Annotated in this window: 31 protein-coding genes; 7 read left to right on the forward strand and 24 right to left on the reverse strand. The window is 48.4% G+C overall.

Annotation, left to right across the window (positions count from 1 at the left end):
• The first annotated feature begins 26 nt into the window (after window positions 1–26).
• Window positions 27–1,010: a cyclic nucleotide-binding domain-containing protein gene (locus tag ACZ5ZZ_RS09015; RefSeq protein WP_464139003.1), complete on the forward strand. Its 984-nt coding sequence runs from the start codon at window positions 27–29 to the stop codon at window positions 1,008–1,010.
• Window positions 1,011–1,073: 63 nt separating this feature from the next.
• Here ACZ5ZZ_RS09015 and pyk read toward each other — a convergent pair whose 3' ends face one another.
• The 5 genes from pyk to ACZ5ZZ_RS09040 form a co-directional block, all read right to left on the reverse strand.
• Window positions 1,074–2,561: a pyruvate kinase gene (pyk, locus tag ACZ5ZZ_RS09020; RefSeq protein WP_464139004.1), complete on the reverse strand. Its 1,488-nt coding sequence runs from the start codon at window positions 2,559–2,561 to the stop codon at window positions 1,074–1,076.
• A 5-nt stretch (window positions 2,562–2,566) separates the two neighbouring features.
• Window positions 2,567–4,243: a hypothetical protein gene (locus ACZ5ZZ_RS09025; RefSeq protein WP_464139006.1), complete on the reverse strand. Its 1,677-nt coding sequence runs from the start codon at window positions 4,241–4,243 to the stop codon at window positions 2,567–2,569.
• 86 nt (window positions 4,244–4,329) lie between these two features.
• Window positions 4,330–5,067, reverse strand: a complete 738-nt coding sequence (locus ACZ5ZZ_RS09030) for a hypothetical protein (RefSeq protein WP_464139007.1) — start codon at window positions 5,065–5,067, stop codon at window positions 4,330–4,332.
• A 2-nt stretch (window positions 5,068–5,069) separates the two neighbouring features.
• On the reverse strand, window positions 5,070–5,744 hold the full coding sequence (locus ACZ5ZZ_RS09035) for a tetratricopeptide repeat protein (RefSeq protein ID WP_464139008.1): 675 nt from the start codon (window positions 5,742–5,744) through the stop codon (window positions 5,070–5,072).
• 41 nt (window positions 5,745–5,785) lie between these two features.
• Complete coding sequence (locus tag ACZ5ZZ_RS09040) at window positions 5,786–6,496, reverse strand: hypothetical protein (RefSeq protein ID WP_464142379.1); 711 nt, start codon at window positions 6,494–6,496, stop codon at window positions 5,786–5,788.
• Between the two features lie 178 nt (window positions 6,497–6,674).
• Between ACZ5ZZ_RS09040 and ACZ5ZZ_RS09045 the strand changes: the two genes are divergently transcribed.
• On the forward strand, window positions 6,675–6,947 hold the full coding sequence (locus tag ACZ5ZZ_RS09045) for an HU family DNA-binding protein (RefSeq protein WP_347356264.1): 273 nt from the start codon (window positions 6,675–6,677) through the stop codon (window positions 6,945–6,947).
• Here the strand turns inward: ACZ5ZZ_RS09045 and ACZ5ZZ_RS09050 are convergent.
• Window positions 6,944–7,351 carry a DUF4339 domain-containing protein gene (locus ACZ5ZZ_RS09050; RefSeq protein WP_464121322.1) on the reverse strand — a complete coding sequence of 136 codons (408 nt, stop codon included), beginning with the start codon at window positions 7,349–7,351 and terminating at the stop codon, window positions 6,944–6,946. The two genes, ACZ5ZZ_RS09045 and ACZ5ZZ_RS09050, sit on opposite strands and share 4 nt — an antisense overlap.
• Entirely contained in the window at window positions 7,348–8,982 is a 1,635-nt protein-coding gene (locus ACZ5ZZ_RS09055) for a ChaN family lipoprotein (protein WP_464139010.1), read from the reverse strand. The genes ACZ5ZZ_RS09050 and ACZ5ZZ_RS09055 overlap by 4 nt, the downstream gene beginning before the upstream one ends.
• Window positions 8,983–9,063: 81 nt before the next feature.
• Between ACZ5ZZ_RS09055 and ACZ5ZZ_RS09060 the strand changes: the two genes are divergently transcribed.
• On the forward strand, window positions 9,064–10,269 hold the full coding sequence (locus tag ACZ5ZZ_RS09060) for a vitamin K epoxide reductase/DsbA family protein (RefSeq protein WP_464130755.1): 1,206 nt from the start codon (window positions 9,064–9,066) through the stop codon (window positions 10,267–10,269).
• A gap of 120 nt (window positions 10,270–10,389) precedes the next feature.
• Here the strand turns inward: ACZ5ZZ_RS09060 and ACZ5ZZ_RS09065 are convergent, their stop codons facing one another.
• A complete protein-coding gene (locus ACZ5ZZ_RS09065) occupies window positions 10,390–10,980 on the reverse strand; it encodes a hypothetical protein (RefSeq protein ID WP_464121325.1) in 591 nt (196 codons plus the stop codon).
• 142 nt (window positions 10,981–11,122) lie between these two features.
• Here ACZ5ZZ_RS09065 and ACZ5ZZ_RS09070 point away from each other — a divergent pair, with 142 nt between their 5' ends.
• A complete protein-coding gene (locus tag ACZ5ZZ_RS09070; RefSeq protein ID WP_464121326.1) occupies window positions 11,123–12,256 on the forward strand; it encodes a hypothetical protein in 1,134 nt (377 codons plus the stop codon).
• On the opposite strand, the gene ACZ5ZZ_RS09075 is transcribed toward ACZ5ZZ_RS09070, so the two are convergent.
• A complete protein-coding gene (locus tag ACZ5ZZ_RS09075; RefSeq protein ID WP_464121327.1) occupies window positions 12,253–12,579 on the reverse strand; it encodes an STAS domain-containing protein in 327 nt (108 codons plus the stop codon). The two genes, ACZ5ZZ_RS09070 and ACZ5ZZ_RS09075, sit on opposite strands and share 4 nt — an antisense overlap.
• Window positions 12,580–12,702: 123 nt before the next feature.
• Here ACZ5ZZ_RS09075 and ACZ5ZZ_RS09080 point away from each other — a divergent pair, with 123 nt between their 5' ends.
• Window positions 12,703–15,111, forward strand: coding sequence for an LPS-assembly protein LptD (locus ACZ5ZZ_RS09080; protein ID WP_464121328.1), 2,409 nt, complete (start codon window positions 12,703–12,705; stop codon window positions 15,109–15,111).
• A gap of 44 nt (window positions 15,112–15,155) precedes the next feature.
• Here ACZ5ZZ_RS09080 and ACZ5ZZ_RS09085 read toward each other — a convergent pair whose 3' ends face one another.
• The 10 genes from ACZ5ZZ_RS09085 to ffh all read right to left on the reverse strand — a co-directional run bounded on the left by ACZ5ZZ_RS09085 (window position 15,156) and on the right by ffh (window position 21,083).
• Window positions 15,156–15,494, reverse strand: coding sequence for a hypothetical protein (locus ACZ5ZZ_RS09085; protein ID WP_464139011.1), 339 nt, complete (start codon window positions 15,492–15,494; stop codon window positions 15,156–15,158).
• A gap of 32 nt (window positions 15,495–15,526) precedes the next feature.
• A complete protein-coding gene (locus ACZ5ZZ_RS09090) occupies window positions 15,527–15,871 on the reverse strand; it encodes a YraN family protein (protein WP_464130759.1) in 345 nt (114 codons plus the stop codon).
• A 16-nt stretch (window positions 15,872–15,887) separates the two neighbouring features.
• Complete coding sequence (locus ACZ5ZZ_RS09095) at window positions 15,888–16,514, reverse strand: ribonuclease HII (RefSeq protein WP_464130761.1); 627 nt, start codon at window positions 16,512–16,514, stop codon at window positions 15,888–15,890.
• Window positions 16,515–16,653: 139 nt separating this feature from the next.
• Window positions 16,654–17,025 carry a 50S ribosomal protein L19 gene (rplS, locus tag ACZ5ZZ_RS09100; RefSeq protein WP_464121332.1) on the reverse strand — a complete coding sequence of 124 codons (372 nt, stop codon included), beginning with the start codon at window positions 17,023–17,025 and terminating at the stop codon, window positions 16,654–16,656.
• A gap of 50 nt (window positions 17,026–17,075) precedes the next feature.
• A complete protein-coding gene (locus ACZ5ZZ_RS09105) occupies window positions 17,076–17,660 on the reverse strand; it encodes an RNA methyltransferase (RefSeq protein WP_464130763.1) in 585 nt (194 codons plus the stop codon).
• Window positions 17,653–18,480 carry a tRNA (guanosine(37)-N1)-methyltransferase TrmD gene (trmD, locus tag ACZ5ZZ_RS09110; RefSeq protein WP_464139013.1) on the reverse strand — a complete coding sequence of 276 codons (828 nt, stop codon included), beginning with the start codon at window positions 18,478–18,480 and terminating at the stop codon, window positions 17,653–17,655. The genes ACZ5ZZ_RS09105 and trmD overlap by 8 nt, the downstream gene beginning before the upstream one ends.
• Window positions 18,473–18,991, reverse strand: coding sequence for a ribosome maturation factor RimM (gene rimM, locus ACZ5ZZ_RS09115; protein ID WP_464130767.1), 519 nt, complete (start codon window positions 18,989–18,991; stop codon window positions 18,473–18,475). The genes trmD and rimM overlap by 8 nt, the downstream gene beginning before the upstream one ends.
• Window positions 18,992–19,132: 141 nt before the next feature.
• Window positions 19,133–19,372, reverse strand: coding sequence for a KH domain-containing protein (locus ACZ5ZZ_RS09120; protein WP_038446499.1), 240 nt, complete (start codon window positions 19,370–19,372; stop codon window positions 19,133–19,135).
• 62 nt (window positions 19,373–19,434) lie between these two features.
• The gene (gene rpsP / locus ACZ5ZZ_RS09125) at window positions 19,435–19,683 is read right to left on the reverse strand and encodes a 30S ribosomal protein S16 (RefSeq protein WP_262551976.1); all 249 of its coding nucleotides are present in this window, start codon (window positions 19,681–19,683) and stop codon (window positions 19,435–19,437) included.
• Between the two features lie 68 nt (window positions 19,684–19,751).
• Window positions 19,752–21,083: a signal recognition particle protein gene (ffh, locus tag ACZ5ZZ_RS09130; protein WP_464139015.1), complete on the reverse strand. Its 1,332-nt coding sequence runs from the start codon at window positions 21,081–21,083 to the stop codon at window positions 19,752–19,754.
• Between the two features lie 143 nt (window positions 21,084–21,226).
• Here ffh and ACZ5ZZ_RS09135 point away from each other — a divergent pair, with 143 nt between their 5' ends.
• Window positions 21,227–21,499 (forward strand): hypothetical protein, encoded by a 273-nt coding sequence (locus ACZ5ZZ_RS09135; protein WP_464130769.1) that lies wholly within the window; start codon window positions 21,227–21,229, stop codon window positions 21,497–21,499.
• 209 nt (window positions 21,500–21,708) lie between these two features.
• On the forward strand, window positions 21,709–21,942 hold the full coding sequence (locus ACZ5ZZ_RS09140) for a hypothetical protein (protein WP_464139016.1): 234 nt from the start codon (window positions 21,709–21,711) through the stop codon (window positions 21,940–21,942).
• Between the two features lie 48 nt (window positions 21,943–21,990).
• Here ACZ5ZZ_RS09140 and ACZ5ZZ_RS09145 read toward each other — a convergent pair whose 3' ends face one another.
• The 5 genes from ACZ5ZZ_RS09145 to ACZ5ZZ_RS09165 form a co-directional block, all read right to left on the reverse strand.
• Entirely contained in the window at window positions 21,991–22,245 is a 255-nt protein-coding gene (locus ACZ5ZZ_RS09145; RefSeq protein ID WP_464130772.1) for a hypervirulence associated TUDOR domain-containing protein, read from the reverse strand.
• A gap of 3 nt (window positions 22,246–22,248) precedes the next feature.
• Complete coding sequence (locus tag ACZ5ZZ_RS09150) at window positions 22,249–23,022, reverse strand: ABC transporter permease (protein ID WP_464139018.1); 774 nt, start codon at window positions 23,020–23,022, stop codon at window positions 22,249–22,251.
• On the reverse strand, window positions 23,019–23,936 hold the full coding sequence (locus ACZ5ZZ_RS09155; RefSeq protein ID WP_464139019.1) for an ABC transporter ATP-binding protein: 918 nt from the start codon (window positions 23,934–23,936) through the stop codon (window positions 23,019–23,021). Before ACZ5ZZ_RS09155 ends, ACZ5ZZ_RS09150 begins: the two co-directional genes overlap by 4 nt.
• A 9-nt stretch (window positions 23,937–23,945) precedes the next feature.
• Complete coding sequence (locus ACZ5ZZ_RS09160; RefSeq protein WP_464121361.1) at window positions 23,946–25,553, reverse strand: peptide chain release factor 3; 1,608 nt, start codon at window positions 25,551–25,553, stop codon at window positions 23,946–23,948.
• 72 nt (window positions 25,554–25,625) lie between these two features.
• Window positions 25,626–26,243: a hypothetical protein gene (locus ACZ5ZZ_RS09165; protein WP_464139021.1), complete on the reverse strand. Its 618-nt coding sequence runs from the start codon at window positions 26,241–26,243 to the stop codon at window positions 25,626–25,628.
• Window positions 26,244–26,374 lie beyond the last annotated feature (131 nt).

Raw genomic sequence — 26,374 nt, forward strand, 5'->3', positions numbered from 1 at the left:
TTCACGTAATTGAGAGTGGGGTTTTCGTGGCAGAGGCAAAGAAAGTGGCAAAAGACACCTATCTATTCAGAGATGGGGACGCTCCAGATGCCATGTATATCGTTAAAACAGGTGGTTTCGCTATCACCAAAAGCAAAGGCAACACTGAAGTTGTTATCGCGGAAATTCAACCCGGTGCCATGGTTGGCGAAATGGCGTTGTTTGATAAAAAGCCACGCAGCGCGAATGTGAAGGCCACCAAAGACTCCGAAGTCATCGCACTTCCCTACGACTCTTTGAACAAACAAATGGATCAGTTGCCGGTGTGGGTTCGCGCAATCATGAAAACGCTGAATGAAAAACTGCGTGATGCGAATCAAAAAATCCGTCTGCTGGAAAACACCAATCCTGATGAAGAGCGCTTCCCGCCTCACATCGTGAACAAATATATTTCCATTTTAAATCTGGTCGGCAATAAGTATGGTAAACCCGAAGACAACGGGGCTTTAAGTTTTTCTTCGGTTCTGATTCGCAATTACACGATTCAGATCTTCCAGGAAGCCACCAACAAAATGCAGAGCGTGGTGAATGCTCTGACCGAACTTGGCTACTTGACTCAGGAAGACCGTGGGGATGGAACGCAGAAAATCACCAATCTAAAACCTCAGGAGCTTTTCTCGTTTGTCGACTGGTACAACGAATGGCTGTTCAAACAGGACAAAGACCGGCTGCCAGCCCTGTCGGATCAGGAGGTCAGCATTCTGAATGGTATTTTATTGTTCGCCCGTCGAGTAGAGCCAAACAACAAAGGCTTGTACAAGGTGGACCTGACCGATGTTCAAAATGAATCCATGAAAGAGTTAGGCCAGCTGATCCGAGCTGACGACGTAAATTCCCTGATCGAAAAGAAGTATCTGACTGAAAAAATCATGGATGAAAAAGGCGTCTACATCATGGTGGAACTGCCTTACGTGGAGCCACTGGCACGCAACTGGACAATCGTAAATAACCTTAAACGCAAACTGCGCTAAAACAAAAAGCCAGGAACCTGAGGGAACCTGGCTTTTTTTTATTCTCTTTTCTTCAGAAAAAATCTACTCGATATCTGGAATTTCCTGACAACGCAGTGGCAGCTTTTCATTTGGCAGCTTCGCCACGCTCTCTCCACCCACCGTGTGAACATAGATAGAGTTGGTTTTTGCTCCGCAGGCAATCGGTTGCCCCAGGGTCAAAATCACACGATCACCGGTTTTACCCAGGCCGTGAGAAACCAATAACTGATCCACCTCACGCAGAATATCTTCCATGGTTTTATAGGGCTTGATCGCATGGGTCTGAATACCCCAGCCCAGCTCCATACCATTAAGAACATCCAGATGCTGGGTCACGGAAATAATGCGCGCCTTCGGACGGAAGGCCGAAATAATATTGGCCGTCTTACCTGACGTCGTCAGACAGATGATCGCCGTCGCATTGAGTTTCAAAGCACTCAAAGAAGCACTGGCTGCAATCGCCGCCGGCGTGCTCAGGAACTCATTCTCCAAAGAGATCTTATAGTATTCCTCTTCGTTGCGCTCAACTTCAGTGATAATTTCATGCATGGTGCGGATACAACGGAAAGGGTACTTCCCGCTGGCGGATTCCGCCGAAAGCATCAATGCATCAGAGCCATCCAAAACGGCGTTGGCCACGTCTGTGATCTCCGCGCGAGTTGGACGAGGATTTTCCACCATACTGTCCAGCATCTGAGTTGCCGTGATCACCGGCTTACCCAGCAGATTGCATACCTGAATGATGCGCTTTTGATATCCAGGCAAACGACTCTGCCCAACTTCAACTGCCAGATCCCCACGCGCCACCATGACAGCGTCACTCAGGCGGCAGATTTCCTCCAGATTCTCAATAGCTTCCACCATCTCAATTTTTGCGACAATCTTTGCGCTGGAGTTCTTGGCTTCAATTCTTTCACGCAACTGGCGAATGTCGCGCGCATGACGAACAAAACTCAAAGCCACATAGTCGACCTTGTTTTCCAGACCGAACTCAAGATCCTCAATATCCTTTGGAGTCATGCATTCCACCGGCAGATTCACTCCCGGCAAATTCATCCCTTTACGGTCTTTCAAAATACCGCCGTAAATGACTTCCACATCAAGCTCTTCACCACGCACCTGAAGGACTTTGATTTCCATCAGACCGTCATCCAAAAGAATGCGAGTTCCCGGCACACAGGCCAGCGGAAGCTCTTTAAAGTCCGATGGAATCAGCCCTGGCTTACCTACCACCGCAGCGGTGGTGACCACCAGACGATCCCCGGGTTTGATCTCAATGGATCCGTTTTCAAATTTTCCAACGCGAATTTTAGGTCCCTGCAAGTCCTGAAGAATCGCCACGGGAGCCTGAAGCTCCTGGGATAATTTACGCAAGGATTTGATGACTTTAAGGTGATCTTCATGACTGCCGTGGGAAAAGTTAAGGCGAGCCACATTCATGCCCGCCTTGATTGCTTTTTCCAGATTTTTTTCGTCACGAGTCGCCGGCCCGATAGTGGCCACAATTTTTGCACGACGATCTGCTAACATTGAATCTACGCCTTCCTGCTGTATGAACTCATCTTCACAGACAAGTTTTGCATATCTTCCTGGTGACGTCTATTCATTCTATCAAGTTGATCTTGGTGCGACTGATTCAACTGGGCAATCTTGGCCTCGTACTTCATCTGCAAAGACTCTTTTTCCATTTTGCTGGCCTTTTCCTGCTCTCCAGAACGAGTTGAATGCAGATTCTCAAGACGCTTCAACTCGCGGGACTGGCTGTCCTGGATGGCGGCGATACGGTCCTCATAACGCTTAATGGTTTCTTCCAGCTTGGAATTAAAAGAGGCTTCCATTGTTCTGAAGCGCTCCGTCATAGCCTTATTTAGCGCCGCATGATCCGCTGAGTTCTTTTCCCGAACCACATCCATACGGTCCTGATAGTTGGACTTCATAACGTCCAAAGAGTCCGCATAGTAACGCTCCAACTGGGCTTGATTCTTATTGGTCAAATCAATGACTTTGCTAACACGAGACTCCGCATTGTTCGCCACTTGAGTCACCTGATCCTTATGCTGTAAGATCAGGTTCTCACGTTCCTCGCGATGGCGGGTGTTCATAATGTTAACTTGGGACTTATTTTCCCGATCCGTATTGCGCAAAAGCTTTTGATTCTCCGTCAGCACTCGCCCAATGCGCTCATTGTTGATCTCCTTCATCTGATCCACTGCGCCTTCGCGTTGCTCTTCAGATAAAGCCAATCGTTTTTCATAGGCCTGAGTCAGATTGCGACGCTCAATACCCCGCAGTCTTTCGTTCTTGGATATTTCATTGTTCAGTCGACCATTCAGACGCTGAATCTGGCTGTCGCGGGAACGAATCTGGCTGTTGATGCGACCATTGACGGAATCACGGAAATCCTGATTCTGTGAGTCCATCTGAGCCGATTTGTTCTCCAGTGCATTTTCGTACTTATCACGAATCGATTCGCGCTCCTGATTCATGATCATTTGCTTCATATCCAGATTTTCGCCATATTCCTGCTTGCTATTGACGACATAGTCCCCGTATTTCTGAGACCAACGGGAATTGTCCGCCTCACGCTGGCGCTCGCTCTGCTTCAAGCGAGCCTCGTAGGATTTGCGCATTTCTTTGCTATTGCGATCTTTCGAGCGCAAGGTCTCGTCATGACTGTTCAACAGGGCATCACGCTCTTTTTCATGCGCCTCATTCAAACGGCGTGTGTTGTTGTGAATTGCTTCCTGCGACTTTTGACGATTTTCCTGAATTGCCTCAACAAAACGCTCATCACGACCTGAAATTTCAGTATTCAGTTGTCCCACCAAATTCTGTTTCTGGGCCTCATTGATTTCCTTCTGTTTCTTCAGAGCCCCTTCGTAGCTGGCTCTCTGCTGTTCGCGGGCATTGTAGGAATCCTCCATTTTATTGCGGAGTGATTCGCGGTAGGTTTGGCGAACTTCATCAATTTTTTTGCTATTCTCATAGTCGCGCTGATTCAGCGTCTCACGATTGCGCTCTTTGAGCTCGGCGATGCGAGTTTCATATTCATCAGTGATATTCTTGATTTCGTCGTGGTGACGCTGTTCCAAACGTTTAACTTCAGCGTTCTTTCGTTTGGCATTTTCGCTTTCGCGATTCTCATACTCTTCCCGAGTCTTACGAATCTTTTCGTCCTGGCGTGCACGATCCGATGATGAAATAGAAGACATCCTATCCTCCCAGACCTCAGATTAACATGAGGACCAGGCAGAAACTGCAACTGACATGGATCGTAAATTAAAATCAGGACCTTTATCTAGCGCTCAAACACGCGCTGACGATAGAGCTCTTTAACCCTGCGGTCTTCCGCAGCCTTGCGCTGACGGCGCGCTTCTTCGGCCTGCTCCCTCGCGGCGACCGAGGCAATCTCCCTCTCTGTCAGCTGGCGGTACAGGCGACTGCTTTTTTGCACCAAATCACCCCAATTTTCGCGGTAGTGACGAACCTCTTTCACAAAGGACTCTTTACTTCCTCGATAAAGGGAGTTCCACAAAGGCAGGTGCTCTTTCATATTGATCGGCTCAATCATTCCATAATCAGATTTTCCCTGAGAGTTTACCGAGGACACCCAGACCTCAAAGCCTTCAGGAATCTCCAGCGTCTTTCCGTCTCTTAGAGTCACTTTTAAAGAAGCCGACATATTTCGCACCAACACCCGGGACTCTGAATGCAGCACCCAATACTCACCAAAACTCGCCTTAAAAGAGGCAAACAAAGTTTCTACCTCCAGACCTTGCCCATTTTCAACCCACAGGACCCCTTTGACCAGGCGCCACTGTTGCGGGTTGCTCATCACCAGAGTTGACCCGCCGGAGGCATGAAGTTTTTGTTCACCTTTTTCAAAATGAAAAGAATTTCCGGTCACTTGCAGGGCGCAATTTAAGGCCTCATTAAGGCACTTCGACGGCTGCTCCATCACATCGCCTGCGGCACGCACTCGAATCTCCATCTGGAAAGCCATCAAAAAAATAAGAACCCGGACGACCTTTTTCATGACTATTCAACACTTTGCGCAAGCTTGCGCGCCTGCTTCTTGAGGTTTTCGTTTTTGAAGTTTTTAGCGACTGTTTTATAGATCTCCGCGGCCTCTTCCGTCTGACTGTTCATCTCACTGATCTGCCCCATGCGCAGAAGAATAAAGCCTGTCAGATCGTGCTGTGGATACTGGGTCACCATCTCATCGATCTGCCCCAGACTGCTGCGATAGTCCTTTTTAAGGAAATAGCTTTCAGCGATAAAGAAACGCGCCTCTACATTGTGCTGAGACAATGGGTAGGTTTCGATCAGCTTATTAAATTCACGAATGGCGCGATCATACTCTTGACCATTAAAGTAACGCTTGCCCTTTTCATAAAGAGCTCCGGACAGATCCAGCGAATCCTCGCTGGCCGGCGCACGAACAACGGCCGCCAAATTCTTAAGTTCATACTTTGCTTGAAGTGTTTTATTGTCCGGCAGCACCTGCGCCACCGTTTGCTGGAAATCCTTTAACTGGTAACTCAAAAGAGAGTTGTTAAATTTTTCCTTTTCCACCTGTTTCTGCAGATTTGCCAGGCGCATTTGATACTCTTCATGCCCATTGAAATGCCCAACAAGGACGGCGTATCCGCCCATCAGCCCCACCGTCAGACACAAACAAAAAACAATGAATAAAGAGTTCTGGTTTTTCATGTCTCACTTATCGGCAAAAACCGATAAGAATTGAGACTGTATTATTTTGAGACTGTCTTCTGGGCTTTGGTGTAGATCACTTCTGCGTCCAGATCCTTCCACTTCCCGTTATGCAACTGCTTCGGCGCAACTCGCCCCTTCATCAGGCGCAGTTGTTTGTCGGCATGTGAATACCACAAGTGAATAGGGTCCACCAGGGCCGCGATCACAAAACTTGTGGGCTTCATGCGCAACTCCATCCACTTTTCTCCGTCTTTTTCCATTTCACCGCGCTTTTGCAAGGTGAACCCGACGGTCTCCAGCCTATCCCACACAGCAAAGCGAACATCCAAGGCCTTCCCCTGACTTAACGGCTCCCAATTTTTTGCCACAAAAGCATTGAAATTAGAGGTGCTCAGAACGAACCCACTGACCTTTTCATCAGAAGTTTTTTTCTTACCCTTGCCTTCATATTCAAAATAAATCCGGCCATTTTCAACGCGGAAGCGCCCCACTTCGCCCGTCTGATTCTGTTGAATTTCGTACCTTTGAATCTCGGCCTCTTTGACGTAACCTGTTTCGGTCACAGCCACTTTCCCTTCAAGATCCCGGTACTGTGCCTGCGTACTGAATGCGCCGACGTCAGTGGGCGTGACCGCAATGTCCAAGGTAAAGAGTTTTTTCTGTTGATTGGATTTCAAATCATAAAGATTGGCATTCAATGTTTGCTGAGCAAAACCAAACACCGGAAATAATAACGCCACCAAAAGCATCACAGCCCCCCCTCAATGAAGTTCCCTAGTATCCAACGAAACATCGAAAATTTAAAGGATGACACTTAACAGAACTCGTTTTACCGCATCACATCCTGGACCCGACTCACTCATTTCACTTGACCATTTTTTCAGCGAATCTTAGGTTAGCGGTCTTCGAGACAAGGATTGAAACGCAATGAATAAAGCTCAATTGGTGGAACTGGTCGCTGAAAAAACAAAGACAACCAAAACTCAATCCGAACAGATCCTTGATGCCACATTAGAGGCCATTCAAGAGGCCTTAAAAGACGGCGAAGAGGTCAAACTTGTGGGCTTTGGCACTTTCACCAGAACATCCCGCAAGGCTCGCCAGGGGCGAAATCCCAAAACTGGCGAAACCGTTAAAATTCCCAGTGCCTACATCCCAAAATTCAAGCCGGGCAAAGACCTTAAGGACGCTCTGAACTAAATGAATTCAGGTCGATCCTGAATTTTACACCAGCCACTTAAGCCCGACTTCCAGACATGACTTTCCTGGGACACTCTTTGCTGTCTCACGAAGTCTTTGATGTCGCGAACCGAATAAGGCCCTTCTTGAACCAGACTCTTGCCATCCTCGGAAGGCACCAGCAGAACCCACTCTTTTTCATCCACGGCAACATCGCTCCCAGGAATGAATTTCTGAGCCGCAGGAAATAAGGTCTGCTCAAATACACCCCACTCACAGGCCGGCTTCCACTCCCCTGTTTTGTCATGACAGACTAAATCGTGAGGGCCGATCTCACCTTTGTAGATTCGCAGACGCATTTCCTCCAAAGACACCGGGCCTTGGGGTTTCAGATTTTTATTATAGAACCACGAGTCTTTATTCATAGCTTTTCCTTTTTACTCAGGAAGGGGGCTGGTAAGGACTCTATCACTTCCAGCACTTCATAATAGACGACATTGAAATGAGGGCTTGCCAAAGGCTTCCTCAAAAAACTAACCAATGTGGCAGGATTCACCAGCTTCTTTCGGTAGCCACCAAACAAACGCTCTCCCATCATCCCCCCCAACAATGTGGCCGCCAAAACATAGCTCCACTTCTTTTTAGGGCGAGCTTGCAAACGATGCCCCGGCACTCCGGTGATCACCATCAACTCATGCATCTTCTGCGCTAGAGCAAGCTGCAATGCCTCTTTTCCGATATCCGAGGGCCCCCGCACAGACAAGCTGGCTTTGATATCTGCCACTGTATCGGCTTTGCGCTTATGGTTAATCATCTTGGAGCCAAAGTACGCCACAGCCTCTTTCCAGATCAGGCGCAGAAAATCAGTCGGGACATCCACATAAAGTTGCTTTTCTTCACTGATCTGAGCATGCACAAAGTGCATGGCCAAAGAAGCCGCGTGATTCACAGTTCCCCGCGCCAAATAGGCCGCTCCAATTTCTGGCAAATAGAAAGAACTTTCATCTGCGATCAACATTTCAATCCAGCGCAGTTTTTTTGTATCATAGTGCTCTCTCGCCTGGCTCCAAAAAGCACTGTCCCGCGCGGTATAAACAGAAAGCCCCGAGGTGGAAACGGCAACACCCAGCTCATCAGCAATGATCTTCACATAACGTCCGACGTGATCAGTGTAATCCAAAAGATCATCATCCTCATCATCATCGTCGTCGTCGTGCAACCCCAGATCATAGGTCTGCTCAAGATACATCAGATAATTCTGCCACTTCACCCACGGAGGCACACTCATAAGACAGAAGATGTTGCGTGAAAGACGGACCAAGTCGGTTGAGGACTCCAGCTCCTTATTAAGAAGCTGGAAGTATATTTTTTCAGAGTTTTGAAACACCCGCAGTATCTTCTTTGCAAAGGCGGGCCCTAGAATCTTCACAACTTCTGCCGGAATATGCTCCGCGGCCAAATGCAGATCCCCATAGATCACAACCACCAGAGCCTCAGGGTGCGCCTTGACCAGATCAGCAATCTTTCTTCCCGCGAAAACATCCCGGGACTTCAAAGTGGCTGCATTGCGTTTTTTGTAGGTGCGATTAATACCATAAACTGGCACCTTGTGTTTTTGCGCCCACCGCAACAAGGGACGATAGTGCTCCCAAGGAAATCCCCACTTGGACTGCCACTGAGTGGCCTTTAGAAAGTCCTTTTCTGACATCTTGCCAGACAGATAGCGATCTATCCTTTCCTGATCTGCCGCTTCAAAGAACTCCACCGCCAAAATAACTTTACGGTCCGTAGGCATATTCCGCAAAATGCGCGCCTGGGCCTTTTGCGATTGATGAAGGGCATGGAAGTCCCCAATCATAACGACCTGGGATGCAGCCATTTGTTCCCAAAGGGCCTCTTTGGTTGAAACGGTCCATTTTTTGGAGAACTCTTTTTCGTAAACCTTATGATAACGCATCAACTCAGGGGTGTCCTGCCCCAAGCGATGGCGAACCTGCTTTTCCATCTGCAGGTAAAGGTCTTTTCTAATGCGAATCCATTTTTGTAGGTCGTTCAAGCTGTCTTCCTTGATAGCGCTGCAAAGATTTTTGCATAATTTCCATTGATTTCAAACACGAATCTAAGATTCAATGAAAGCATGAAAAACACAGCCAGCAAAAACACTTCCCTGCTTCTAGCTATGATCGTCACCCTGATCGGTGTCGGTGTGCACATCTACCTGACTCTTCATTACTATGACGTGAAGTTCGGCCTTTCTGGTGGAGAATCCTTCTGCAACATTAATGAAGTTCTGAACTGTGATGCCGTTAGTGCCAGCAAGTTCTCATCTCTGCTGGGAGTGCCTATTGCGCTTTGGGGAGTCATGACCAACCTGGTTCTGCTCTACTTCCTGGCAGTCACGCGCTTCAACTTAGTTGAGGACCAAGAACGCACATCCCGCTATGCACTTTTGCTTTCTGCCGGAACAGTTTTGGCTTCCATCGTAATGGGTACGATTTCCATCACCGCGATGAGCAACCTTTGCATCTTCTGCATTGCCACTTACATCCTGTCCATCCTGGGTTTCATCTTTACGTGGATGGGAGCTCGCGATGTTTCTGCTGAAAATATCAGCAACGACATCAAAGATGTTTTCTCGACCGAAAAGTGGGTTCTGGGCTTCCTGATCGCGATCCCGGCCTTCGCTTTCCTGGCAAATATTATGTACCTTGAAAGCCATGGCCTTTCTGACATCGAAAAAATGGCCAAAGAACGCGTTGCCTACTGGCAGGTGGCGCCGCAGCAGAACTTCGACCTAACCACGGGCCTCAGCTTCCAAAAAGGTTCGGGCGAACCCGTGATGACGATTGTAGAGTTTGCCGATTTCCGCTGCTCTCACTGCAAACACGCCGCGCCGGTCTTACATAGTTTTGCTAAAAATCATCCGGATGTGCGCTTGATCTACAAACCTTTCCCTCTGGATGGCACCTGCAACGAAGCTATCAAAGGTGGTGGTGATGGTATTTCCTGTGGACTGGCAGCAGCTGCATTGTGCTCTGAAAAGTTGGCACAAAAAGGCTGGGAGGCTCACGACCATATCTTTGAGAATCAGGATGAAATCATCCGCACTATGAATTTGGATAAAAATCTGGAATCCATTGCCACTAAAACGGGTATCAAACTGGATGATTTGAAAGCTTGCGTAAAAGGCACTGAAATTCCTGAAATTGTCAGAAAGAACGCCAAAGAAGGCGAAGTGGCTCAGATCCAGGGGACCCCAGCCATCTTCATCAATGGCAAAGTCCTTAACGGCGCCCAATCGATCCCAGTGCTGGAAGCCGCCTATAAAACTCTAAAAAAATAAACCAGAATTACCCAAGCACGCCGCAATATTCATTTTTACAAGGCGCAAGGAAAAAGGCGTACTAATAAATAGTACGCCGCCGACGCAGTAACGCAGCTAAAAATGAATATACGGTGTGCCCTAGAAGCCGATTGTTTCGGCCAAGAAGTTGGCCAACTTACCAAAAGCATCGTCGAAGACCAAAACGCTGGTCTTTGCCAGACCGTTGACGATATCCAACCAGAATGCCAGAACGATCACTGCCAAACTGGCAAACCAGGCCGCTTTCACCACATATATAGTCGAACGAACATCCTGCACTCGCAGATCACTTTGGATTTTCTCAACAACCTTCAGAACATACTGCAATTCGCGGAAGTGTTCTTTAAACTTCTCCCGCAATTCCTGCTGTTTGGCCCGAGTCAGTGAGTTAATGCCCGGAAAGCTTCTTTTGGCTTTAATTGCGTAAATTAAATCGATGGAATGATTAATGAAACGTGTAATTTTGGATTTAAAATTGGGATATTCAGAAGGCTTTTCAAGGAAGTCTTTAAGTTCGTCGATGGCCTTGTCGTAGCGCTCATCTAAAACCCAGGTCAGAATGTTGTAGCGCAATGAGTCCGGCCGACCAAGATCAGCTTTATCCACGCTCATATCAAAGAAGGCACCTTCTTCCTTCTTCTTCACTTCTTCAACAAGGGCGGTAGAATCTTTAAGCGCTGGTACTGACATATCCTTTCTTTTCGGCAGTTTAACTTCGATATTGAGCCCTTTTGTTAATACCTTGGTCCAGTCTTAGTGGGTTGGTTTGACTAAAGTCGAATCATTCTGAGAAAATGGACGAAGGGCGACCTAGACTTCATGGAGGAGGGCTATGGAAACCGATTCTTTCCAGACCGCGAAATTGGGACATTTAGACTTTGACTCAACCCGGGATCAAAAATCTGTGGGTCAGATTCCTTTGCCTGACGAGATGCCTCGTCAGAATGATTTCAGTCATCTTCCCAAAGAGATCCTGAAATCTTCCACCGTTGAAAACTTAATCTCTCAGAATGAAGACCTGATGGCCCGTCTGAAAGTGACGTTGCGCCGCCTTTCATTGCTGGAAACGGAAAATCAACGCTTCAGCGAAGAGGCCAACAAAGCCCGCCTGTCCCAATCTTCTGTCGCAGATCAAATTCTGGTGTGGAAAGAAAAAGACAATATCTGGCGCCAGAAAGTTGATCAGCTTGAGCGTGAAAAAGAAGTTCAAGGCGAAAAAGTGCGCGCCCTGACTGAAAAAGTTCGTAATATGACAACGGAACTGGCTCGCCATGCAAAATACCATGAGCGCATCAAAACACAGGTGAAGCCTTACATCTCTCAGTTGAAAGAATATTCTCGCACTCAGGATCTGCGTCTGCAGGAACTTGAAAGCGATTACGCCCACAAAGAAGCTCTTCTGCGTGACCTTCGTCACCAGATCATCGAAGTCACAAAAAACTCCCGCTACCAAGTTGAAGCCTCCGAGAAAAAAGCTCAAGAAATGGTTCAGTTCTATGAAGAACAGATTGAACGCATGAATAAAGAGCTGGCGATGCTGCACCAAACTCAAGAAGAACTTGAAGTGAAGTCCATAAAGCTTCACGCGGCTCTGGAGCGACAGGACACATTGGAAAATGAAGTTGTGACACTTCGCCGCACCAAAGAGGAGATCAAGGATCGCCTGGAGAAAGAGATCGAACGCCAGCAAGAACGCATCAGCGAACTGTCCCGCCAAAATCAAAAGCTGGGGGTTGAACATGCAGACTTGCAGGTTCGTGTGATGGAGGATCAAGAGAAGATTCAGAAGCTTGAGAAAGACAATTATCAGGCCCAAGAACAACTCGAAAGCCTGCGTTACATGTGGACTGCCAAGAATGAGGAAAACGAAAAGCTCAAGGTCGCTGCGGCGGCTTTGGAGCGCCTGAACCTTGAGCTCAGTCAGAAACTAAACGAATTGCGCAAACAGGAAGGGCCTACTGCTTAAAAGCTTTGCAGAGCCCCTTCGATACTTTCATGCACTTCTAAACTTGAACATTCAGAAAAAGAGAAAAGGCGTTGAAAATCCGGGGTCAAACCCGCGATTTTCACGCTCATTTGTTTACCCATGTTCAAATCATTCAGCACACCGAAGAAAGACTGAATCCCGGAAGACCCCACAAAATGCAGGTTTTTCATACAAAACACGACTTTTCTGTCAGAAAAGTTTTGCAGGCAGGCTTTCTTAAAGGATTGTGTTTTTTCAATCTCAATACGACCACTCAAAGACACAACAGTGATATCACCGTCGAGCAGGAGTTTGACTTCCATGTGTAAACCTCTTGGATTAAGTTATGTGCCTTATCTTAACGGACAGAATTCATGACATTTTGAGTCCAAAAAGAGGCCAGTTTCACCTCGACAAAGGCCCTAAACCATCCCTAGAATACTTTGGTGCTTCATCGCTGGATCGTCTTGCTTTCATTCTTATTCCTGTCCCTGGTGACAGAGTCTCCCCTGTGGGCCGCAGAGCCTGCAGCGAAGATCCATGGCATTCTGATCAATGCCGATCACATGTTCCGTGACAACGAAAAGGAGTTGGTGGATCTGGAAGGCAACATTCAGCTGGTCTATCAGGGACAGCACATCAAGGCCGACAAGGCCCGCGTCTCTTTAAGATCCCGCCAGGTGGAGCTTTACGGCAATGTGGAGATCATGGATGCCAAGAACACCATTGCCGGGGATCAGATCTTCCTGGATTACGAAAACAACACCGGCCTGATCTATAACGGCTATGTGCAGTCCGGCCCGGTCAGCTTCTCGGGTGAACTCCTGCAGAAAACCGGAGAATCGGAATTCATTGTCAGTTCAGCAGACTACACCGCCTGCACGAATTGCCCCGCGACCTGGAGTTTTTCGGGATCCACCATTCGCGCCGAGCTGGGGGGCTATGCATATATCAAGAATGCCGTGCTACGCCTTGGCCCGGTTCCGTTTTTCTGGTTGCCTTACCTGATCGTTCCGCTGAAGAGTGATCGTCAGTCCGGCCTGCTCACCCCTGGTTTTGAATTGTCCGACAAAGGGGGGATCGCCATCTCTCAACCCTACTTCTGGGCTATTTCTCGCAGCACAGATGCCACCATTGAACTTAAAGACTACACCAAGAGGGGTCTTAAAGGTTTGGTGGAGTATCGCTATTTGCTGAGCGAAAACTCCAGCGGTACTTTGAACTTTGGAACCATCTTCGACAAGGCCTTTGCTGAAGATGACAGACTGAATCTATATCGCACGCCGGATGAAAAAAACGATCCACTGGAGCGCTGGTTCCTGCGCTATGATCACTATTATGAAATGCCTGATGGAATCGTTCACCGAGCCCAGTTGAATCTGGCCAGCGACCTGCAATACCCAAAGGACTTCCCGAACGAAACGATGAACCACGGCGACTCGGCCATGGAAAATCGCACCTCCTTCACGAAAAACACCCTGGATCAACACTACAGCGTGGATACGTCCTACTATGTGAACATGCTTCAGGGAAATCCCCTGTCTGGCAATGACGATGCGGTTCATCGCATTCCCGAACTGCGTTTTTCCCAGACACAGGAAAACATCGGTGACACGAACTTTATTTACTCAGTCAATGTGTCCTATGTGAACTTCACGCGCTCGGGTCAGGCTTATGACGACATGACCGAGCAGATGGTTGGCGGGAATAAACTTCGCTTCCCTAAAAACACCTGCAACGATCCCAAATGGCAGGACGACCCCACTTGCAGAAGAATCTATGATGGCTCTTTCGATCCCGCCGTGGATCAGATCCGCACCGGACAACGTCTGGACGTGATGCCGGCCCTTTATTATCCGATTAAGTTTGGTGACGGTCTGGATGTGATTCCGGTGATCAGCTATCGCGAAACCCATTACGGCTTTAACGTTGATGAAGATCAATACCTTGCCCGTCGCTATGTTCGCACTGAGCTTGGAGCCCGCACGAATCTGAGCCGCATTTATGGCGACACCGTCAACTCAAAGGCCACCCGCTACAAGCACGAGATCATTCCAGAGGTTGTCTATTCGCGCCTGCCATGGGTGTCTCAGGACGACAGCCCGTTCTTTGGAACTGGATCCATTTCAGATGCGCCGTACACGGCTCGTGACAGTATCACTGATCTGGATATTGCCAGCGATTATGGCGTGCAGTTTGACTACTATGACCGCGTCTATGACCGCAACCTTGTGACCCTGGCTTTGATTAACAAAATCACGGAAAAACGCTGGATTGGTGATCGCCCTGAATACCGTCAGGTGGGCTATTTAAAGCTGGCTCAATCGTATGACGGCACCCAGGAAAACAAAGTGGGCGTCAAAGAGCCCTGGTCGGATGTGACGGCCACTTTGGACGTGCGCCTGGATCGCTTCCAGACCTACTCCATCTTCAATTACTTCCCTTATCAGAACGTGACCAACGCCTCTTCCCGCGTGCGCTTGCTGAACGATATGGGCCAATTCTTCCAGGTGCAGTTAACCCGTCAGTACAAGATCACTCCGGGACAAGCCGTCAACACCAGCGATCGCCAGGAAGATTACACTTTCTCTGCGGGCTTCACCTCGCGCTTCATCAACTTGATGGGGAAATTCGTTTATGACGCCAACTGGGCCGAGTCCACCACACAGGACAAGGTGAAGTCCTGGGCCTATATTGCCCAATTCAAACCGCCGGGCGATTGCATGATGATCACCTTCATCCATGATCAGGTCACAGGTGGTGACACTAACTTCAAACTGAACTTTGAGTTTACGTTTGACGGAAATCCAAAACCGGCTCTGCCACCAGAGGCTTTGGATTCTTACGGCTTCTAATTCTGTGTTAAGCCAATTCCGCTTCGCTCAGGGTCTAATATTTTTTAGAAATCAAAGAGGGTCTTGGTGACACGAACCCCATCAATCTGCCCTTTTTCAAAAGTCGGCATGATCGCGAAGTCCGGTTGCTGATAGGTCGCAGGTTGTTTGTTCATGGCATAAAGACCGTAACCGATCCCGGCATACAATCCCAACGAAGCCCCACGAGCCACATTGTTCCAGCTTTCACTGGGTTTGTCTTCAAAGGCCAGACTGACCACTCCCAGCGCAGCTCCTCCGACGACTCCCCAACCGCAGGTTGCCAGAAAGTTTCGCAAAGACTGCGCTTCGGCACTTTGAGTTTGCATCATCACCAGGATTAAGACGGTCAGGATTTTCTTCATACATCATTGTCCCCTGAAAACCTCAGTTTGAGTCAACCACTGATGTCCTCAAAGACCGTGATCTCACCTTCTTTTGTGACAAAGGCCCAGTGAATCTCCACCAACACATCCCAACGGGCTGCCAAAAACTGCATCGCCCGCAGAAGACGCGCCTTCTGCTTCTGCGAAACTCGAAATGGTTGAAAGTCCATCAGGTTCGTCGTTTTGACTTCAACCATCAGAAGATGCCCCTGGGGAGCGCGAAAAAGCAGATCCACTTCAGCAAAAGGTGTTTTCACCCTCTGTCCAAGCAAATGAAAATGCTGAAGCTGATAGTGTTTTACAACGTGATTTTCAGATAGCAGTCCGCGCTCATGCGCCCAATACGGGGCGCACACCTGTGACGATGAGGATTTAGCGGACGTATTCTTTGACGCCGGCAAAGGAGCGGCGATGGGCAACGCACGGTCCGTGCGTGACGATACTTTGTTTGTGGATTGGCGTGGAGTAGCCTTTGTGAACTTCGAATCCATAGTGCGGATACTGCGCCCCCAGATCTTTCATCAATCGATCACGAGTCACTTTAGCCACAATGGAGGCTGCAGAAATCGGCGCCACACGCAGATCCCCTTTTACAACCGTGGTCTGTTCAAATCCGCGCAGGTTTGGAATTTTCTTATTTCCATCCACCAGTACATGACCACTCTTAACACCCAGCTTTTCAACCGCTCGCTTCATCGCCAGCAGTGAGGCATTAAGAATATTCAACTCGTCGATTTCCTCCACCGTTGCGAAGCCGATGCCCACATGGTGCTCCTGCAAAATCAACTCAGCCATTTCATCGCGACGTTTTTCGGATATCAGCTTCGAGTCCGTCACCAGATCACTGAGCGCCTCTGACTTGAAGATCACTGCCGCCGCATAAACCGGCCCCGCCAAACAACCACGACCCACCTCGTCCACACCAATAATGGGAGCCGGGGAAAATTCGCGCCATTCGATTTTAGGGAATTCGATTTTTTCTTTTTTAGCTTTAGCCAAGCGGTGCCTCGATGTAAGGCCGTGATCATATAGAGAAAGATCCAAAAAGGTCACTGAGATTAAACTGCGTCAGAAACTAAAAAACCCGGAGTTGTTGAACTCCAGGTTTTCTATTTTTAAAGCTTTTGCAATCGCTGAACTAGTCTGCTTTTACAGTAACCAATTCAGATTCGATTTTCGCTGCTTTACCTTTAAGATCACGAAGGTAGTAAAGTCTTGAACGACGTACTTTACCCATGTTTACGATCTCAACTTTATCGATAGCTGGAGATGCAAACGGGAAAGTTCTTTCCACACCAACACCCGCAGACATTTTACGAACTGTGAAGGACTTGCCTGCACCAGATCCTTGGATCTTAGTTACGATACCTTTGTAAAGCTGAACACGCTCTTTCTCACCCTCTTTTACTTTAACGAATACGTTAACAGTGTCACCAGAGTTGAAGGATTGGATGTTTTTATTAGCAGCTTTAACACTAACGCGACGAACGAGGTTTGTTTCTTTAGCCATTGCTTAAAATCCTTATAGCAGTCAATTTTCACAAAAAGTAAAACAAGGGTCTACCATGGACCCATGACACGGTCAAGACAGATACTTACGGCAGATCTTACGGAAAGATGCCGATAATCTTTGGGGGGAGCACCCCTAATGCTCTCCAGAACCCCTGAGCAGGATCTGATGAGGTCTTCTGTCAAACCGAAGCCCGTACCAAATAGCATAAAAACTGGCTTTTTGGCCACATGCATTTCATTACGCAGCTCAGCAAAACTATACTTATGCTTCGCCCACTCTGTACGGGCCGTGGTTGCGATCGTTAGAGCCTCAGGGACATTCCAGTCAGCCATGGCCTGTTCGACGCTCTCAACCGCCATAACGTTGCCCAGAGCGGTCTTTCTCATGGGGTTGAACTTCGCCCCCTGCCCCGTGCGCCAATGATCCAAAACTCGATCAACGAACATGAGCTGCTCTTTCATCGGATGGATGATGTAATATTTTTCCACTCCATAGACCGTAGCCGCTCGGGCGATGTCGTGAATATCAAAATTGGTGATGTTCGTCGCCACGGTTTTTTGCAGACGATCCCGGACTGGATAGTGAACCAGACCAATCGCCAGACGAGGCACGTAAGGTGTTTCTTCAGTCATGGAAGTCTTCCTCATTCAACCCCTGCAGCCCCAAAACTTTGCGATCTTGCAGGGACATTTGCTGCCAGAACTTCAAGAGTTCCTTCAAAGGCTCGGCAGTCTTCTTCTTTTTCAGAGCGTGATACTTCTCACGCTCCACTTTAAGATATTCTTTAAATAAATCCGGCCGCTTTTTTAGGGTGACCAAGGCCGAAACCTTTTCCTTCCATTCCGCGATCAACTTGTGGTTTCCACTCAGCAAAACCTCAGGCACTTCCTGATCCAGATACTGACGGGGTCTGGTGTAGTTGGGATGCTCAAGCAGTCCTTGAGAAAAACTATCCTGGTCCGCAGAGTCCGAATGACCCAACACACCCGGAATAAATCTGGAAAGCGCATCAATCACGACCAGCGCGCCCAGCTCCCCACCGGAAAGCACGTAATCTCCGATGGAGATTTCCTCATCCACATAGGTGTTGATGATTCTTTGGTCGATCCCACCATAGCGCCCACAGATCAAAACCAGATGCTCCGCCTGGGACAGCTGTCGGGCCTTTTCGTCGGTTAGCACCGAACCTTGAGGGGAAAGATAGATGACTCTGGAAGTATTATGTTTCACCTTAAGAAGGCTTTTTTCCAAAGTTTCCGAAAGCATGATCATGCCGTCACCGCCCCCGAAAGGGCGATCATCAACAGTCTTATGCTTGTCCGTGGCAAATTCGCGCGGCGTGTGCGCATGAACAGAGAGCAGATCACCCTTCAAAGCCTGACCCAAAACACCGTGGGACACGGCGTTTTCAATCATCTCAGGAAAAAGAGTGATCACGTCTATCTTAAGCATTTTCCAGATCAAGCAGACCTTCTGGAAGGTCCATCACCACAGCCTGGTGCTTGAAATCAATCTTTTTAATGAACTGATCCACGAACGGAATTTCAGCTTGCTTGCCTGTGGTCGTCTCAACAACCAAAAGATCCTGAACGCCGTTCGAGGAGAAACCAACGATTTCGCCCAAAACAGTTTGTTCCGGATTCTTCAATTTGAAGTTTTTAATTTCTTCCAGATAGATAGTTTCGCCCGGCTTGGACACTAAAAGTTCATCGTCGATATAGAACTCCATGTGCTCCAGACCTTCTGCCATAGTGCGATCTGTAACTTCGCCGGCTTTCACGATCAGACCTTTTTTAAAAGGCTTGGTGCGCTCGACCGTGAAGGATTTGATCTCATCAGAATCTTTTGCCTTCAACCCGAAGGACTTCATACGCTTTGCCCAGGAAATATCACCCGAAAAAACTAAAACATAAAGATCACCTTTAAGCCCGTGAGCTTCGCGAATCTTACCTACTAACTTCATTTTCCGTCTCCGTATCATACTGGGAAGACGCGCCGTCTTCCCTGATGCCGTTTCTTATTCACCGGCATCGCAAAAAAGAAAGGGGTTACCGTATTGGCAACCCCTTCCTTGAGAATTATCTCTAAATTTTATCGAGCTAAATTATTCAACGATATCCAAGTGATAACGTTTGTTCAGCTTTGTACCAGCCGCGCGGATGATGGTTCTCATTGCCGCAGCAGTTTTACCTTGCTTACCAATCACTTTACCAAGGTCTTCTTTATCAACCTTTAAAGCAAGAAGTGTGGTTTGCTGCCCAGGGATTTCATCAACTTCGACATTTTCTGGCTTGTCCACTAGGGATTTTGCCATGAACTCAACGAGGTCTTTCAAGCTATCCATATTTACCCCCACAGATAGTACCTATCTGGTAGTTTAACAAAACCAAATAGGAAGCCAACAACTTATTTAGCTTGAGCCAATTTGATCACGTGTTTTACGCGATCTGTAGGTTGAGCACCTTTTTTGATCCACTCTTCAACTTTAGCCAGATCAAGTTCAACCTTTTTGTCGTTACCTTTTGGAGAAGGGATGTAAGTTCCAAGGATATCAAGGAATTTACCAGTCACATAACGACGAGAATCCGCTACAGTTACGCGGTATTTAGGATCATGCTTAGCGCCCATACGAGCCAAACGAATTACAACTGCCATTTCTAAACCTCATGTATCAAAAACAGTAAGTCCAAGTTTGTACTTGGTTCATGGTTAAATATCAAGCCCTAAAATGGAAACTTCATTCCGCCTCGACCCATACCCATTTTCATCAGCCCACCCATCATCTTTTTAGCGTCCTCAAACTGCTTTATCAGCTTGTTCACGTCTTGAACCTGAGTCCCGCTCCCTTGAGCGATCCTCATGCGACGCGACGCATTTAAAATCTTATGGTTCTGCCGTTCCTGGATAGTCATCGAGCGAATGATCGCCTCAATTTTCTTCATTTCTGCATCCGGAGGGGTCATGTTTTTAAGCTGTTTGCTCAACTCCCCCATGCCCGGTAAAAATTTCAAAATACTTTCAAAGCCGCCCATCTTTTTGAGCTGCTGGATCTGAGTCAGGAAGTCTTCAAGGGTGAACTCGTTTTTCATCAGCTTTTTGGCTGAATCACGAGCCGCCTTTTCATCGATCACTTCCTGCGCCTTCTCGACCAAAGAAAGCACATCCCCCATATCCAAAATACGTCCCGCAAGACGATCCGGATGGAAGACTTCCAAGGCAGAGACTTTTTCACCCACACCGAGGAACTTAATCGGAATCCCTGTCACTTCACGAATGGACAAGGCCGCACCACCACGCGCATCCCCGTCCACCTTGGTCAATACAAGGCCCGTCAGATTTAAACGCTTATGGAAGCCCTCAGCCACACTCACGGACTGCTGACCTAGCATCGCGTCCGCCACCAGAAGGATTTCCTGCGGCGTCCAGATTTCTTTCAAGCGGCCCAGCTCGCCCATCAGGTCTTCGTCAATTTGCAGGCGGCCTGCCGTATCGACAATGACCACTTCGACCATGTTGTCGCGGGCCCATTGTTTGGCTTTTTCCAGAATCTCTTCCGGCTTCATGCCCACTTGGGTTGGGAAGGTCGGAATGTTGTTTTGCTTACCCAAAGTCTGCAACTGATCGATCGCCGCCGGACGGTAAATGTCGGCCGGAACCAGACCCGGCTTTTTGTTGAGCTTCTGGCGGATATAAAGAGACAATTTCGCAGCCGACGTGGTTTTACCAGCGCCCTGCAGCCCCACCAGGAAGATCACGCTGGGGTTTTCACGCACGTTGATTTCAACCGCGCCGCCACCCAAAACGTTCACCAACTCGTCGTGAACGATCTTAACGAACATCTGGCCCGGGTTAACGTTGGTTAGAACATCCTGCCCCAGAGCTTTTTCTTTGACCTTGTCGATGAAGGTTTTAACAACCTTGAAGTTCACGTCGGCTTCAAGAAGACTCAGACGGATTTCCTTGATCACTTCCTCAATATTGGCCTCGCTGATCTTGTGCTGACCGCGGACCTTCTTAAGGCTTGTCATGATTTTATCTGATAAATTCTCAAACATGTGAAACTCCTGAAGGATCTTCTTTACCCCATCCCCACCGGAATGACAAAGATGCAGGGACTGAGAATAATATACTCCGGCAGTGCGTCAAGGCATTCTTTATGAGTTATTTCCCGGTATGAGGACTCACAAAGGGGCACTTTATGAAAAAATTTGTACTTGTTTCTGTTCTGGGAGCTGCGGCTGTTGCATCTGCGCAAACGGGCCTAAGAACGTCTCACTCCACCACCATGGACAGCCTGAGAGACGCTCGTAAACAAATGGAAGTCCAAACTGAAAACACAATTCTGGAAAAAATCGAAGCTCAGCGCCTGGAAGACGAGAGAAGACGTTACAAGGAATTCGAATCTTTGAATTTCAGCGTGGTAAACGACGGAACTCAAACTTCCCAGTCCCCTGCTCCGGCGTCATTCTAATTCCCGCCTTCAAATACGATCCGGTGGCCCTGAACCGCCGGATGTCCGGCACTCGCCCGTCTCCGTCCGATTTCCAAGAACGCAGACCCGTCTATTCCTTGTTTTAAGAAAAAATCATCTCAGCTCAAATTTATCGCACTCTGACACCCTCAAAAAGCGGTCCCGTATTTTGCTCTAAGGTTTCGCAAACAACAAACCCAGAGGTACAAATGAAACCACTTTTAACAGCCGCTATTTTACTTACCGCACTTTCTTCCGCAGCCGCAAGCCCCGGGAGTAATACCACGAGTTCCAGTCAGCTTAAGTCAGCCCAAACCTCAGAACTCAAATCCCTGCTGCCATCCAACGATGCTCGTGCGGGCGCAATCGAAGAATCCATCCAAAAAAGACAGGAGTCTTTGTGGATCCATCCAGGACCCCGTCATATCAAGCTGACTTTATGATGAAATCCTTAACACAGGAGCCGAAGACCAGGATGCCAAAGTCAAAGATCAGTCGTCAGAGAAGATTTTGAACTGCTTCCCTGGGGCTGACGCGGTCTGAAGCTCGCTGTGTAGTTTTAAAGCCAGATTTCCGGCATCGGACTTTACCAGATAGGCGGGCTTTTCGGGCGAGCCGTGACGAGTGATCTGTTTCCCTTTGATCGTTTGAGTCACAGACTCCAGATAGATCTCTTCAACCACTCCAGAGATAGGACGACCCAACCACTTCCACTGCACTTTCTGATTCTTACGAAATGCTTTCATAAATCACCAACGCTGGAAAGAGCCTTTTTTCAGGCTGAATTTGGCCACTGCAAAGAACACCACAAAACCAATCATTGAAATGATCGCCGCTGTCCAGACATTGACATCGCTGACGCCCAAAATCCCGTAGCGAAGTCCATTGATCAGATACAACAAAGGATTGGCTTTGGACACCGCCTGCCAGAATGGATGCAAGTGTTCGATGGATAAAAAGACCCCACCCAAATAAGTCAGAGGCAGCAGAATGAATGCCGAAAAAGCCGAAAGTTGATCGAAGGTCGTCGCCCAGAAGGCAATACTGATTCCGATCATACCGAAGATCAAACCCGCCATCACCACAAAGAATAAAGTGGTCAAGGGATGAGCAATCATCAGCCACTCGCCTTGTTGATAGTACATGAAAAGAGCACCAACAACGTAAGTGATCAGGGCCACGATCGTTCCGCGTACCAGCGATGCCAGACTCATCGCCCAGATAATTTCGTGATCAGTGATCGGTGCCACGCGCAGATCCTCCAGATCACCGGAAAACTTTGATGACACCACTGAGGACGATGAATTTTGGAAGGCATTATTGATAAGCCCCATCATCATTAAGCCAGGAATCAAAAAACTTAAATAGCTGACGCCCTGATGCGCCTGCATCTGTCCGCCCAGCGACACACCAAAGATCAGCAGATACAGGAACGAGGAAACAAAAGGTGTGATCACCGTTTGCACGATGACTTTCAAAAAACGCGCGATTTCACGCTGAAAAATCGTAATAAATCCGGTCATTGCGGCACCTGGACATCTTTCTTACTGACAAGCTTGAGGAAGGCTTCTTCCAGATTGCCCTCTTCGATGTGAATATCCTGAATCAAGGCCGTAGGAATCGCGACCTCGCTCAGGAATTCCCCCAGGGTCTTATTCTGAGGAACGATGAACAGGTACTCCTTACCGTCAACCTCTTGCAGGTATTCAGACTGCAGGGGATGCCTTTCTGTCAGGATCACGCGGATCTTTTTCAGGGTGTACTGGCGAATGATGGCTTTGGTGTTACCCAACTCAACCAGACTGCCCAGATTGATGATTCCCACACGATCACAAAGTTGCTGAGCCTCTTCAAGATAGTGAGTGGTTAAAAGGATCGACATCCCGTCATTACGAAGCTCTTCCACAAAGCGCCACAGATCTTCACGCAGACGAATATCCACGCCCGCCGTCGGTTCATCCAACAAAAGCAGTTTCGGATTATGAACCAGAGCTTTGGCAATCATTAAACGCCGCTTCATCCCGCCGGAAAGCTGCTTTACTTTTTTGTGCCGGTGTTCAAACAAAGACAGCTTTTCCAAAAGAAAATGAATGCGCTCTTTGTTGTTGCGCAGCCCATAGTATCCGGAATGGAACGTCAGAATTTCTTCCACATCAAAAAAGCCCGACGTGATTACTTCCTGATGAACCACCCCGATCTGACGTTTCGTGAACAGAGGATCTTTCTGAACATCCACGCCGAAGACCTGTACTGTTCCGGATGTTGGTTTTTCAAGAGTTGTGATCGTTGAGATGATCGTGGTCTTACCTGCGCCGTTCGGGCCCAGAAGGCCGAAAATCTCGCCCGGTTTGACGGTGAAGGAAACACCTTTCACCGCCTCGACTGTGCCACCTTTGTAGGTTTTGCGCAGATTGGAAATTTCCAATGGTAAAATCATGCTGCCGCCTTACCGCGCGCGAGTGATGCTTGTGTGGAACTCGACTGTTGGGTTTTCACGCTTCAACCAGTTCAAGTCCCATTCCTGATTGACCAGCACAACGGGGTTGTCCTGCAAATCACGGAACATGTTTGCACCGCCTTTGAGATCCGCGACGGGCTTACCATCTTCGGTGCGCGGCCAGCGGGCCACGCCGTATGGCAGGCGAGTCAGCTTCACTTCCAGATTGTATTCATCCAGCAGACGACGCAACAACACTTCAAACTGAAGCTCGCCGACCGCACCAATAATCGGATCCTGAGGGCCGATGATTGGATCAATGAACAACTGAATCGCACCCTCTTCCGACAAGTGGATCAGGGCTTCGTTCATCTTCTGACGTTTCAAAGCGTCCCGGACAGACAGTTTCCCGAACAGCTCGGGAGCAAATTTTGGAATATCCTCAAAGTGAACTTTGCCAGAAGCATATACACAGTCACCGATCGCAAAATTGCCCGTATCCCCCACCCCGACAATATCACCGGCATAAGCATCATCGACTGTCTCTTTATCCGCAGCGATAAACTGACTGGCATATGACAGGCGCAGTTCCTTATCGTGACGGGAGTGTTTGACTTTCATCCCACGCTCAAACTTGCCGGAACAAATACGAATGAACGCAATACGGTCACGGTGACGTTTATCCATATTGGCCTGGATTTTAAATACAAAGCCCGAGAAATTCGCATCGCAAGGATCCATATCCTTGCCATCTTTGGTGTGACGAGGCTGTGGACCTGGAGCGTACTTCGTAAAGAACTGCAGGAACGTATCCACCCCGAAATTCTGTTTGGCAGATCCAAACGTCACCGGCGAAATCGCTCCGCTCAAGAATTCATTCACATCAAATGGAGGCAGCGCACCTTCGATCAGATCCAGCTCTTCCAAAACCTGATCGGCGGATTCCTTATCCAGATAGTCGTACAAAATTTGATCGTCCTTGCCTTTTTCGAAAGGAATGATTTTGTAGTCTTCCACTTCCTCACGGCGCTGATCGTAGATCCAAAGTTCTTTGGTCAGACGATTGTAAATACCGCGGAAGCGCTGCCCGATACCCAACGGCCAGGTCACCGGGTAACACTGCATATTCAGGGTTTTTTCGACCTCATCAATCAAGGTCAGAGGATCCTTCCCCTCACGGTCCAACTTGTTCACGAAAGTGAAAATCGGAATATGGCGCATGCGGCAGACTTCGTAAAGTTTCTTGGTACGCTCTTCCACACCCTTGGCCACGTCAATCAGCATGCACGCGGATTCCACGGCCATCAAAACACGGTACGTGTCCTCCGAGAAGTCTTTGTGTCCCGGGGTGTCCAGAAGGTTCACACGCAAACCGTCGAAGTCGAAAGTCATCACAGAAGATGTGATGGAGATCCCTTTTTCTCGCTCCATCGCCATCCAGTCGGACGTCACAGCCTTGGTTCCCTGCTTGCCTTTCACTTCCCCGGTCTCGTGAATCACTCCCCCGTGATAGAGCAGCTTTTCGGTCAATGTCGTCTTCCCGGCATCCGGGTGCGAGATGATAGCGAACGTGCGACGACGTTGAATTTCTTTTTGAATCTGCGGAGTTGCGAGCATTTGGATCTTCCTTAGTGAAAAGATCTTTTTACGGGGAAAAACCCCGTCTTACAAGCAAATGCCGCACCGCAATCATAATCCCGGATTTAAATAAGCTTCCATCACATAACCGATCGTGACGGAGGGCGACTCTTTACGGCTGGCCGTGAGCTGAAGGCCTAATTTATCAGCACCATGATAGATCAGATTCCCGATGGGTTGCCCCTCAGAAACCGGGAAACTCAATGAAATGCGCCCTTCATAGCTGCGCACAACAAAATACAGATTCACTTTCTTCTTCATCAGGCGAACTACATCCCGCAAAAGCCACTCCTGGGTGCTAGACCCATTGTGATTCAGCACCGGCGGCTCTTCACCTGGATAGAATTCCACATCCACAGTGCGCATCAGGTTGGCTACAGGAGCCCGCAGTTCTTCCAGCGGGGCATTAGGCCTTTCCGATTTAATACAGCGAGCCACCTGGGGATTTTTACGACCACAAGTATGCCCCTCTTTCCGAAGCTGCTTCACCCGCGCTTTGCCTTCAGCCATTGTGTCGGGAATATCCTCCACACGACGAATCAGGGTCACTACAAAGTCATCCTGATAATTGTACAGCCCCTCCAAACGAGGAATGGGCATAGGCTCTTCCGCCAAGGCAGAAAATGCTGTCAAAGTGCTCACCAATACGGAAAAGACCAAGAATTTCATACAAATTACCCCTCGTATTTAAGGCTAACTGGGTCAGGACTCTTGCCTCAAGAGAAAAAAGCCCCTATAACAGCCTCCATACTTTTTAACTCCCCTTGGTTTGGAGCCAAGACAGCCACCGAGAGATTGGT

The sequence above is a fragment of the Bdellovibrio sp. HM001 genome, from assembly GCF_055397275.1.